The following is an 11,459-nucleotide window of genomic DNA, read 5'->3' on the forward strand; positions in this document are numbered from 1 at the left end:
CCACGGCCATCCTCGCCGAATTGGCGACGGCGGTGCTGATCTGGCCGGCGCTGGGCGTCATCCTGCCGATCGCCCGGGTGCTGGCGCTGACCTGGCTGATGGTGGCTGGCGTTGCCCTAACCCATGCGGCGCAACGAGATTCGGCCGCCGGGCGAGCGGCCGCGGGCGGCCATCACGCGGACGCATCGACCTGAACGCGGTGCAGGTCGTCACCGAGTTCGACCCGCCCACCGAACCGCGTGGCCGCCAGGGCCCGCCACTGCTCCTCCTGGCCGGGCACCAGCGCCGGCACGTAGTGCGTCATGACCAGGGTGTCCACCCCCGCGCGCGCCGCGGTCGCCGCCGCCTCCTCCACCGAAGAGTGGTAGTCGCAGATGTCCTGCAGCCGCTGCTGCGGGATGGTGGCGACGATGTCCTTGCGGATCACGGTGTGCACCAGCGCACCCGCCCCTGTTGCCAGGTCGTCCAGGCCCGCGCACGGGACGGTGTCGCCGGCGAGCACCACCGAGGCGCCCTGGTAGTCGATGCGAAAGCCGATGGTCGGCGCCACCGGACGGTGATCGGTCGGGGCGACCCGGATGGCCACGCCGTCGCGGTCCCAGACGGTTCCCTCGGTGTATTCGTGCACGTCCACCGCCGGCGGCGAGTTGATGTCGGCGTGATGGGCGATCCGGTAGCCGATGTCGTGGCGGAACGCGTTCAGCGTCGCCGCGACCGCCTCGGCGGTGCCGGGCGGACCGATGATCGGCAGCGGCGCGGGGTCGGGCGTGAAGGTGCTGATCCACCGGGTGATGAGGACGTCGCCCAGGTCGCCGATGTGATCGCTGTGCAGGTGGGTCAGCAGCAACGCCGACAATCCGGCGGCGCCCACCCCGACCGCGGCCGCGCGCTGCAGCACGCCGCGCCCGCAGTCCACCAGGAACACCTGCCCGCCGGCCCGCACCAGAGTTGACGGCCCGGCGCGGTTCGGATCGGGGATGGGGCTTCCGGTTCCCAGCAGGGTGACCTCGATCATGTCCTTATCTTGCAAGCCCGCGGCTCCCGCAGTGGTCCAATCGCGCGATCCGCGCGGCCTGCACCGCTAGGACACGATCTGTTTGCAGCTTCTCTTAGTGGCTTTTGCGCCGCGCGAGGAAGCCGTAGCCTGATGTGAAGCGGATCACAACCCGGCTGGAGGCCCCGATGCGGATAGCGGACGTCTTGCGGAACAAGGGCGCGGCGGTGGTGACCATCAATCCCGACGCGACGGTTCGCGAGCTGCTCGCGGGGCTGAGCGACCAGAACATCGGCGCCATGGTGGTGGTCGGTGACGAGGGTGTGGTCGGCATCGTGTCGGAGCGTGACGTCGTGCGTCAGCTGCATACGCACGGCGCCAGCGTGCTGTCTCGCCCGGTGTCCAAGATCATGACGTCCATGCTGGCGACCTGCACGAAGACCGACGAGGTCGACGCGATCAGCGTGTTGATGACCAAGAACCGGGTGCGGCACGTGCCGGTGCTGGACGGCAAGAAGCTGATCGGGATCGTCAGCATCGGTGACGTGGTGAAGAGCCGACTGGAAGAACTCGAGGCCGAGCAGCAGCAACTGCATTCCTACATCACCCAGGGCTGATCGCCCGACTCCGCTCGCCGAACGTGCACTACGGCGAGAATTGTGGCGTGGGCTCGCCCTGAGTTCACGCTCGGCGCAACGCCGCGACGCGTTCAGCGCCAGGAGTAGTCGGCGCGCAGGCGGGCGGCCACCACGTCGAAGATCTCGCGATCCAGGATGGCGCCCTCGCGGCGGATGCCCTCCTCGGGCACGTCGAGCACCCGGTCCAGCCGGACCCAGCTCTGCCTGCCCTCGTAATCCCAAGGGCCGGAACCGATTCCAACCCAGTCCGGGTCGGCGGCGTGGCGCTCCTGGCTGGACACCATCAACCCCAGCAGGACGCTGCGGTCCCGGCCCACGACCAGGACGGGCCGGTCCTTGCCCCGGGTGGGGTCGTCCTCGTAGACCACCCACGTCCAGACGATCTCACCGGGATCGGCCCGGCCGTCCAGGCTCGGCGCGTACACCAGCTTGCGGGCGCGCTGCGCGGTCGGGAGGCTGCCGCTGGTCACCGGCCGGCCGGTGACGGGCGCGTCGGGAGGTGGTGGCGCCACCGCGGCGATGACGTTCGCCGTGATCTTCACGGCCTGCTGCAGTTCGCGCAGCACGGTCTGGGAATTCTGCACGGTCCGGACCAGGCGCGGAGCGCCGTTGAACACCAGATTCTCCGCGAACCGCTGAAACGTCTTCCACTGGGATTTCCGGGGAGACGACATATTCGCAGCATAGACGCGAGCGGCGGGGTGCGACTGTGTCCAAGTAGGTCCCGGCGGCCCTGTCTGGATACGCTGGACATACCCGCGAACCGCGCCGGAAACGGCCGCAACGCGCCCCGTCTAGTTGCACGCACCAGGAGATTCCCATCAGCAGTTTCGCCGACAAGACCTTCACCGCGCCGGCGCAGATTCGGAACTTCTGCATCATCGCCCACATCGACCACGGAAAGTCCACGCTGGCCGACCGGATGCTCCAGCTCACCGGTGTCGTCGACGAGCGGTCCATGCGCGCGCAGTACCTGGACCGGATGGACATCGAGCGCGAGCGCGGCATCACCATCAAGGCCCAAAACGTGCGCCTGCCGTGGAAAGTCGGTGACACCCAGTACGTGCTGCACCTGATCGACACCCCGGGCCACGTCGACTTCACCTACGAGGTGTCGCGCGCGCTGGAGGCGTGCGAGGGCGCGGTGCTGCTGGTGGACGCCGCCCAAGGCATCGAGGCGCAGACCCTGGCCAACCTCTACCTGGCGCTCGACCGCGACCTGCACATCATCCCGGTGCTGAACAAGATCGACCTGCCCGCCGCGGACCCGGACCGCTACGCCGCCGAGATCGCGCACATCATCGGCTGCGAGCCGGGCGACGTGCTGCGGGTTTCCGGCAAGACCGGAGCCGGCGTCGCCGACCTGCTCGATCATGTGGTGCGCGAGGTGCCGCCCCCGCAGGGCCAGGCCAACGCGCCGCTGCGGGCGATGATCTTCGACTCGGTCTACGACATCTACCGCGGCGTGGTGACCTACGTGCGGGTGGTCGACGGCAAGATCACCCCTCGCGAACGCATCGCGATGATGTCCACCGGCGCCACCCACGAACTGCTCGAGGTCGGCATCGTCTCGCCTGAACCGAAGGCCAGCGACGGCCTGGGCGTGGGCGAGGTGGGCTACCTGATCACCGGCGTCAAGGACGTCCGCCAATCCAAGGTGGGGGACACGGTGACGACGGCACGCCACGGCGCCGCCGAGGCGCTGACCGGATATCGCGAGCCCAAGCCGATGGTCTACTCGGGCCTGTATCCGGTGGACGGCTCCGACTACCCGGATCTGCGCGACGCCCTGGACAGGCTGCAACTCAACGACGCGGCCCTGACCTACGAGCCGGAGACGTCGGTGGCCCTGGGCTTCGGATTCCGTTGCGGCTTCTTGGGTTTGCTGCACATGGAGATCACCCGCGAACGGCTGGAGCGCGAGTTCAACCTGGACCTGATCTCGACGTCGCCCAACGTCGTCTACCGGGTGGTCAAGGAGGACAACACCGAGATCCGGGTGACCAACCCGTCGGATTGGCCGGAGGGCAAGATCCGCGAGGTCTACGAGCCGGTGGTCAAGACCACCATCATCGCGCCCAGTGAATTCATCGGCACCATAATGGAACTGTGTCAGTCGCGCCGCGGCGAGCTGGGCGGCATGGACTACCTGTCACCCGAACGCGTCGAGCTGCGCTACACCATGCCGCTGGGCGAGATCATCTTCGACTTCTTCGATTCGCTGAAGTCACGCACCCGTGGCTACGCCAGCCTCGACTACGAGGAGGCCGGCGAGCAGGAGGCCCAACTGGTCAAGGTCGACATCCTGTTGCAGGGCGAGGCGGTCGACGCGTTCAGCGCGATCGTGCACAAGGATTCGGCGTTCGCCTACGGGAACAAGATGACCACCAAGCTCAAAGAGCTGATTCCGCGCCAGCAGTTCGAGGTGCCCGTCCAGGCGGCCATCGGATCGAAAATCATTGCGCGGGAGAACATTCGCGCGATACGCAAGGACGTGCTGTCCAAGTGCTACGGCGGCGACATCACCCGTAAACGCAAGCTTCTCGAAAAGCAGAAGGAAGGCAAGAAGCGGATGAAGACCATCGGGCGCGTCGATGTGCCCCAGGAGGCGTTCGTCGCGGCGTTGTCCGCCGACGCCGCGGGGGACAAGGGCAAGAAGTAGCCATGCGGATTCGGGGGATGGCGACGGCTTTGATGGCGGTCGCCGTGCTGGCGACGGGCTGCGGTGGAGTGGTGGCGGGCACGGCGAAGCCGGCGCCGAACCTCAAGCCGCGACCGCTCAGCGGCGCGACGGTCAAACAGGTGCTTCTCGACGGCCCGACGCTGTCGCGGATGCTCAATCAGACCTTCGTGGCGCGGGATCCGGCCGAATTCGGCGGGCCCGAAAGGCTTTATCAGGTCCAGCGGACGATGTCGCAGGCCGGGTGCCTGGGCGTGACGGCGATGCTGCAGCAGGGCGTGTACCGGTCCGCCGACGTGAAAGACGTCGCGTCCGAGTCGTGGTGGAACAACGGCGAACCGGCGCAGGTGATCGTGGTCGAGGAGGGGGTGGTCACCCTCCCGTCGCCCGCACAGGCGCAGGCGCTGTTCACGCAGTTCTCGGGGCAGTGGCAGCAGTGCAACGGCATGACGACGTCGGAACAGTCCGGCCCGATCAGCACGACGAACGTCATCAGCGACGTCCGCGTCACGGATTCCACCATCGCGGCGACCAAGACCGCGACGTCGATCTTGCCCAACATGCCGCCGCTGCGGCCCACCCCACAGGCGCGCGCTATCGGCATCCGGTCGAACTGCCTCGTCGAGGTCCAGGTGGTGTTCTTCGGCGGGCGACGGTCCTCGGACCCCGGCTCTGCCGACCTCAACACCAGCGCCATCGACGTTGCGCACGCCCTGATGGACAGGGTGAGCGCTCTAGGCTGACGTCGTGGCGACCCGCTTCGCCCGGCTCACGCCGCGCTTGCGATCGCCACGTCACATCGGGGCGTTGGCGGGCTGGAACATTCCGGAGCCGTCGGCTTCCTCCTCGGCGCGGATGACGTGCACCACCGCGTTGATCAGCGCCAGGTGGGTGAAGGCCTGCGGGAAGTTGCCCAGCTGCCGGCCGGTGCGCGGCTCGATCTCCTCGGCGTAGAGATGCAGCGGGCTGGCATACGACAGCAGCCGCTCACACAGGCGCTTGGCGCGCCGCACCTCGCCGATCTCGACGAGCGCCGACACCAGCCAGAACGAGCAGATCGTGAAGGTGCCCTCCTCGCCGGACAGCCCGTCGTCGGTTTCCTCGACCCGGTAGCGCAGCACCAGGCCCTCCTGGGTGAGTTCGTCGGCGATCGCCAACACGGTGTTGCGCACCCGCGGGTCATCCGGCGGCAAGAACCGCGTCAGCACCACCAACAGCAGCGAGGCGTCCAGCGCGTCGCTGCCGTAGCGCTGGGTGAACACCCCGCGGGAGTCCACGCCGTGCGCCAGGATGTCGTTCTTGATCTCCTCGGCGATCGCGCGCCACTGCTGGGCATAGCTCTTCTCGCCCTGCCGCTCGGCCAGCTTGGCGCCGCGGTCCAGCGCCACCCAGCACATCACCTTCGACGACGTGAAGTGCTGCGGCTCCCCGCGCACCTCCCAGATCCCGCGGTCGGGCTCGCGCCAGTGCTTGATCGCCTCCTCCACCTGCTTCTTCAGCACCGGCCACAAGGTCTCGGGGACCTGCTCGCGCGACTTGGCGTGCAGGTAGAAGGAGTCCAGGATGGAGCCCCAGATGTCGTGCTGGATCTGGTCGTAGGCGCCGTTGCCGATGCGCACCGGCCGGGCGTGGTCGTAGCCGGACAGGTGATGAAGCTCCTCTTCGACCAGACTGCGCTCGCCACCCACGCCGTACATGACCTGCAGCGGGTGCCGCTCGTTGTTGTTGGCGCCGGAGACGTCGGCGATGAACGCGAAGAAGTCGTCGGCCTCGCGATCCAGTCCGAGCGTGTACAGGCCCCACAGCGCGAAGGTGGAGTCGCGCACCCAGGCGTAGCGGTAATCCCAGTTACGTTCGCCCTGCGGCGTTTCCGGCAGCGACGTGGTGCTGGCCGCCAGCAGCGCGCCGGTGGGCGAGTAGGTCAGGCCCTTCAGGGTCAGCGCGCTGCGCTGCAGGTACGCCCGCCACGGATGGTCGGGGAAGTTACCGATGTTGATCCACTGCCGCCAGCACTCGGTGGTCTGCCACATCTTGTCGGCGGCCTCTTGGTAGGTCTGCGGCGCCGGATGCTTGGTCCAGCTCAGGGCAACGAACACGTCGTCGCCCTCTTTCATCCGGGTGCGTGCGCGCGCCTCGCGGCCCTCCAGCCCGATCCGCAGGTTGGACGTCAGCCGCATCGTCGGGTGGGCGTCGGGATCCTTGGCGGCGCGCGCGACGGCCTCGCCATAGGCGTTGGCGGAGTACTCCCAGGTGGCGCCGACGCGGTGATAGTCGAACGCCGGTTCGCAGCTCATCATCAGTTCGACGGTGCCGCTGACGCAGCGCACCGTGCGCAGCAGGATGTGCTCGGCGTCCCAGTCCATCGGGGTGCGGCGGTGCGTCCGAGACCGCCGCTCCAGGTCGTGCCACGGGCCCATCACCAGCGCATCGCGCACGATCAGCCACCCGGTGTGGGTCTGCCAGGTGGTTTCCATGATCAGGCTGCCGGGCAGGTACCGGCGGGCCGAGGGCACCGAGACGCCATACGGGCCCAGCCGGAAATGGCCGGCGCTGCGGTCCAAGATCGCACCGAACACGCTGGGCGAATCAGGGCGGGGCACGCAGAGCCATTCGACCGATCCGGCGGGGGAGATCAGGCACGTGGTTTCCCAGTCCGACAGGAACGCATAGTCGGCGATCGGCGGGAACGGGTTCCGCAGGGCCGCGCTGGGAGCGAGCGGCCCGGGCGTGCGCAGGTCGATGGACGACGACATCGACGTGGCCGAGGCGGCGTCAAACTCTTCCTCGGGCAGGGCACCGTCCGGCGGGGCCGGTTGGTCTTCGGGCTGGGCGTGCAAAACCATCTGGACATCATCGCTGCTCAGCGGTCCCGCGTCCAACGTTTCACCGTGGTGGCGCGCCGCGCGGCGATCCGCTGGGTCCGACCCATGCCGGCGCGTGTTCCCGGCCGGCCGATGGTCTTCGGCGGTCGGGCCGAATAGGGTGAGCCCCGTGAACGCGTTCCTCAATTGGTGGGACGGCAACGAGCTGTGGCTTTCGGGGCTGCCTTTCGTGCTGCAGGCCCTGGTGGTGGTGCCCGCCGTGCTGGTGGTGGCCTACGCGACGGCGGCCCTGCTGGATGGCGTGCTCGGGAAGGGCATCGAGCTGATGCGCCGCGCCCGCCACGACGGGACGCCCGGGTAGCCCATGCCTCGGTCACACGTGACCCTGATTCTGGTCATCCTGGTGGCGTTGGTGATCGTCACGTGGCTGGTGACCCACGCGATGCACCGCTAACGGCCGCGGGCCCTCTGCACAGCCGCCGTCGCGGTGGCGGCAACGTCAATTCCTGTTAGGCTTCCCGCCATGCGCGTGGCGATGAGCATCTCGGAGTGCTATGCCCTCGTGCACTGTTGTCGCTGACTCCCAAACCCGTGCGCGGTCTGGTCTGGAGTTTTCGAATTCTCCTGAAGTTTTAGGTGCCTTTCCGCAGAAACGGGACCCGACTCCCATACCTCTCGCACCGGAAGGCCCTCAATGGACACAAGGACCGCATCGCGCTGGCGGCCCGTCCTCGCACTTGCCCTGATCGCCGGCGTCATCGCCGGGTGCCACGGCGGCGCCAGTGATGCCGTCGGCGGCGGTGGCCTGGCCAACGCGCGCACCAGCATCACCCTGGTCGCCTACTCGGTCCCAGAACCCGGTTGGAGCAAGATAATTCCGGCGTTCAACGCCTCCGACGAGGGCAAGGGCGTGCAGGTGGTCACCTCCTACGGGGCCTCCGGTGACCAGTCCCGCGGCGTCGTCGACGGCAAGCCGGCCGACGTCGTCAACTTCTCCGTCGAACCCGACATCGCGCGACTGGTCAAGGCCGGCAAGGTCGCCAAGGACTGGAATACCGACGCCACCAAGGGAATTCCGTTCGGTTCGGTCGTCACGCTGGTGGTGCGCAAGGGCAATCCGAAGAACATCAGGGATTGGGATGACCTGCTGCGGCCCGGAGTGGAGGTCATCACCCCCAGCCCGCTGAGCTCCGGATCGGCCAAGTGGAACCTGCTCGCGCCGTATGCGGTCAAGAGCGAAGGCGGCGCCCACAGCGACGCCGGGGTTGCGTTCATCAAGAAGCTGGTCACCGAACACGTGAAACTGCGCCCCGGATCGGGGCGGGAGGCCACCGACGTCTTCGTCCAGGGCAGCGGTGACGTGTTGATCAGCTACGAGAACGAGGCCATCGCCACCGAGCGGGCCGGAAAGCCGGTCGAACACATCAACCTGGCGCAGACCTTCAAGATCGACAACCCGGTGGCGGTGGTCAACACCAGCCCGCATCTGGACGCCGCCGTCGCCTTCAAGAACTTCCAGTACACGGCCGCGGCCCAAAAGGTCTGGGCGCAAGCCGGTTTCCGCCCGGTCGACCCGGCCGTCGCCGCCGACTTCCGCAACCAGTACCCGGTGCCGGCGAAGCTGTGGACCATCGCCGACCTGGGCGGCTGGGCCACGGCGGACCCGCAGCTGTTCGACAAGAACTCCGGCAGCATCACGAAGATCTACACGAAGGCCACCGGATGACCGCCATCACCCCGGACCCGCTGGCGGTCCGGCCCGAGCTCAGCGGCGACGCGCCACCGGGCCCGCTACCCGGACGCGGCCGCGGCACCACCGCGCTGCGCGTCGGCGTGGCCACGGTCTGGCTCTCGGTGATCGTGTTGCTGCCGCTGGCGGCGATCGCGTGGCAATCCGCGGGCGGCGGCTGGCACGCCTTCTGGCTCGCGGTCACCTCGAATGCCGCGCTGGAATCGTTCCGGGTGACCCTGACGATCTCGGCCGGGGTCACGGTGCTCAACCTGGTCTTCGGCCTGGTGATCGCGTGGGTGCTGGTGCGGGATGACTTTCCGGGCAAGCGCCTCGTGGACGCGATCATCGATCTGCCCTTCGCGCTGCCGACCATCGTCGCCAGCCTGGTGATGCTGGCGTTGTACGGCAACCACAGCCCCGTCGGTCTGCATCTGCAGCACACGTCGTGGGGTGTGGCGGTCGCCCTGGCCTTCGTCACGCTGCCGTTCGTGGTGCGTGCCGTGCAGCCGGTGCTACTCGAACTGGATCGCGAAACCGAGGAGGCCGCGGCGTCGCTGGGTGCCAGCGGGCCGAAGATCTTCACCTCGGTGGTGCTGCCGTCGCTGCTGCCCGCGTTGTTGTCCGGGGCGGGGCTGGCCTTCTCCCGGGCGATCGGCGAGTTCGGTTCGGTGGTGCTCATCGGCGGTGCGGTGCCCGGCAAGACCGAAGTGTCCTCACAGTGGATCCGCACGTTGATCGAGAACGACGACCGCACCGGTGCAGCCGCGATATCGATTGTGCTGTTGGGCATTTCGTTTGTCGTTCTGCTCATCCTGCGGATCGTGGGCGGCCGCGCGGCCAAGCGAGAGGAGCTGTCCGCATGAGATCGTCGGCGGGAGTGCGCTACTGGTTGCGGTTCGTCGCGCTCGCCTACATCTTCGTGCTGCTGGTCATTCCGGTGGCGTTGATCCTGTGGCGCACGTTCCAACCGGGGCTGGGCCAGTTCTACGCCTGGGTCAGCACCCCCGCGGCGATATCGGCGCTGAACCTGACGCTGCTGGTGGTGGCCATCGTGGTGCCCCTCAACGTCATCTTCGGCATCCCCACCGCATTGGTCCTCGCGCGCAACAGGTTTCGCGGCAAGGGCGTGCTGCAGGCGGTCATCGACCTGCCGTTCGCGGTCTCGCCCGTCATCGTGGGTGTCGCGTTGATCGTGTTGTGGGGCTCGGCCGGTGCGCTCGGATTCGTCGAACAGGACCTCGGGTTCAAGATCATCTTCGGCCTGCCGGGCATCGTGCTGGCCAGCATCTTCGTCACCCTGCCCTTCGTGGTGCGCGAAGTGGAGCCGGTGCTGCACGAGCTGGGCACCGACCAGGAGGAGGCGGCGGCCACCCTGGGTTCGGGGTGGTGGCAGACGTTTTGGCGGATCACGCTGCCGTCGATCCGGTGGGGTCTGACCTACGGCATCGTGTTGACCATTGCACGTACCCTGGGGGAGTACGGTGCCGTGCTGATGGTGTCGTCGAACCTGCCGGGAAAGTCGCAGACACTGACATTGCTTGTCTCCGACCGGTACAACCGCGGTGCGGAATACGGCGCCTACGCGCTTTCCACGCTGCTGATGGGGGTTGCGGTGCTGGTGCTGGTTTTCCAGGTAGTGCTGGACGCGCGCCGTGCACGAGCGGCGAAGCAGGCCTGACGAGGAGAATGACCGTGACTCACGCCAACCGGGACGACCTCGCCATCGTCGTGCGCGACGCCAACAAACGTTATGGCGATTTCGTCGCGCTGGACCATGTGGACTTCGCCGTGCCCACCGGCTCGCTGACGGCTTTGCTGGGTCCCAGCGGCTCGGGCAAGTCGACCCTGCTGCGCACCATCGCCGGGCTCGACCAACCCGATACCGGAACCGTCACGATCGACGGCCGCGACGTGACCCGGGTGCCGCCGCAGCGCCGCGGCATCGGATTCGTGTTTCAGCACTACGCGGCGTTCAAGCACCTGACCGTGCGCGACAATGTGGCCTACGGGCTCAAGATCCGCAAGCGGCCCAAGGCCGAGATCAAGGCCAAGGTCGACAACCTGCTCGAAGTGGTGGGACTGAGCGGCTTTCAAGCCCGCTACCCCAACCAGTTGTCCGGCGGTCAGCGCCAGCGCATGGCGCTGGCGCGGGCGTTGGCGGTCGACCCGCAGGTGCTGCTGCTCGACGAGCCGTTCGGCGCGCTGGACGCCAAGGTGCGTGAGGATCTGCGGGCGTGGTTGCGGCGCCTGCACGACGAGGTGCACGTGACCACGGTGCTGGTCACCCACGACCAGGCCGAGGCGCTCGACGTCGCCGACCGCATCGCGGTGCTGAACAAGGGCCGCATCGAACAGGTCGGCTCCCCGACGGACGTGTACGACACCCCGGCGAACGCGTTCGTGATGTCATTCCTCGGTGCGGTGTCCACCCTGAACGGCACTTTGGTGCGCCCGCACGATATCCGGGTGGGCCGCAATCCCGATATGGCGATCGCCGGCGGTGACGGCACGGCCGAGTCCGTCGGGGTGGTGCGCGCCGTCGTCGACCGGGTGGTGACGCTGGGCTTCGAGGTGCGGGTCGAGTTGACCAGCG

At 67.9% G+C, this 11,459-nt stretch carries 11 protein-coding genes and 1 pseudogene; 9 read left to right on the forward strand and 3 right to left on the reverse strand.

Going from position 1 to position 11,459, the window contains the following annotated elements:
* Positions 1 to 194 (forward strand): annotated as a pseudogene (locus A5659_RS09625) (hypothetical protein); the annotation flags it as partial.
* Here A5659_RS09625 and A5659_RS09630 read toward each other — a convergent pair.
* The gene (locus tag A5659_RS09630; RefSeq protein ID WP_067180694.1) at positions 173 to 1,015 is read right to left on the reverse strand and encodes a ribonuclease Z; all 843 of its coding nucleotides are present in this window, start codon (positions 1,013 to 1,015) and stop codon (positions 173 to 175) included. The pseudogene A5659_RS09625 and the gene A5659_RS09630 overlap by 22 nt on opposite strands.
* Positions 1,016 to 1,182: 167 nt before the next feature.
* On the opposite strand from A5659_RS09630, the gene A5659_RS09635 reads away from it, so the two are divergent.
* Positions 1,183 to 1,611, forward strand: a complete 429-nt coding sequence (locus tag A5659_RS09635) for a CBS domain-containing protein (RefSeq protein ID WP_066862712.1) — start codon at positions 1,183 to 1,185, stop codon at positions 1,609 to 1,611.
* 92 nt (positions 1,612 to 1,703) lie between these two features.
* On the opposite strand, the gene A5659_RS09640 is transcribed toward A5659_RS09635, so the two are convergent.
* Positions 1,704 to 2,306, reverse strand: coding sequence for a type II toxin-antitoxin system PemK/MazF family toxin (locus A5659_RS09640; RefSeq protein ID WP_066862687.1), 603 nt, complete (start codon positions 2,304 to 2,306; stop codon positions 1,704 to 1,706).
* 140 nt (positions 2,307 to 2,446) lie between these two features.
* On the opposite strand from A5659_RS09640, the gene lepA reads away from it, so the two are divergent.
* A complete protein-coding gene (lepA, locus tag A5659_RS09645) occupies positions 2,447 to 4,294 on the forward strand; it encodes a translation elongation factor 4 (protein ID WP_082976004.1) in 1,848 nt (615 codons plus the stop codon).
* 2 nt (positions 4,295 to 4,296) lie between these two features.
* Positions 4,297 to 5,055, forward strand: a complete 759-nt coding sequence (locus A5659_RS09650) for a sensor domain-containing protein (protein ID WP_066862681.1) — start codon at positions 4,297 to 4,299, stop codon at positions 5,053 to 5,055.
* A 51-nt stretch (positions 5,056 to 5,106) separates the two neighbouring features.
* Here the strand turns inward: A5659_RS09650 and A5659_RS09655 are convergent, their stop codons facing one another.
* Complete coding sequence (locus A5659_RS09655) at positions 5,107 to 7,065, reverse strand: glycoside hydrolase family 15 protein (RefSeq protein WP_231997792.1); 1,959 nt, start codon at positions 7,063 to 7,065, stop codon at positions 5,107 to 5,109.
* Between the two features lie 229 nt (positions 7,066 to 7,294).
* Between A5659_RS09655 and A5659_RS09660 the strand changes: the two genes are divergently transcribed.
* The 5 genes from A5659_RS09660 to A5659_RS09680 form a co-directional block, all read left to right on the forward strand.
* Positions 7,295 to 7,495, forward strand: coding sequence for a hypothetical protein (locus tag A5659_RS09660; RefSeq protein ID WP_231997791.1), 201 nt, complete (start codon positions 7,295 to 7,297; stop codon positions 7,493 to 7,495).
* Between the two features lie 333 nt (positions 7,496 to 7,828).
* Positions 7,829 to 8,860 (forward strand): sulfate ABC transporter substrate-binding protein, encoded by a 1,032-nt coding sequence (locus tag A5659_RS09665; protein ID WP_067180684.1) that lies wholly within the window; start codon positions 7,829 to 7,831, stop codon positions 8,858 to 8,860.
* Complete coding sequence (gene cysT / locus A5659_RS09670) at positions 8,857 to 9,729, forward strand: sulfate ABC transporter permease subunit CysT (RefSeq protein WP_066862675.1); 873 nt, start codon at positions 8,857 to 8,859, stop codon at positions 9,727 to 9,729. Before A5659_RS09665 ends, cysT begins: the two co-directional genes overlap by 4 nt.
* Positions 9,726 to 10,544 carry a sulfate ABC transporter permease subunit CysW gene (gene cysW, locus A5659_RS09675; RefSeq protein ID WP_067180688.1) on the forward strand — a complete coding sequence of 273 codons (819 nt, stop codon included), beginning with the start codon at positions 9,726 to 9,728 and terminating at the stop codon, positions 10,542 to 10,544. The genes cysT and cysW overlap by 4 nt, the downstream gene beginning before the upstream one ends.
* A gap of 8 nt (positions 10,545 to 10,552) precedes the next feature.
* A partial coding sequence (locus A5659_RS09680) for a sulfate/molybdate ABC transporter ATP-binding protein (RefSeq protein WP_067180691.1) occupies positions 10,553 to 11,459 on the forward strand: 907 nt, incomplete at its 3' end.

Source organism: Mycobacterium sp. 1165196.3, assembly GCF_001673415.1.
In the GTDB taxonomy this organism is placed as follows: Bacteria; Actinomycetota; Actinomycetes; order Mycobacteriales; family Mycobacteriaceae; genus Mycobacterium; species Mycobacterium europaeum_A.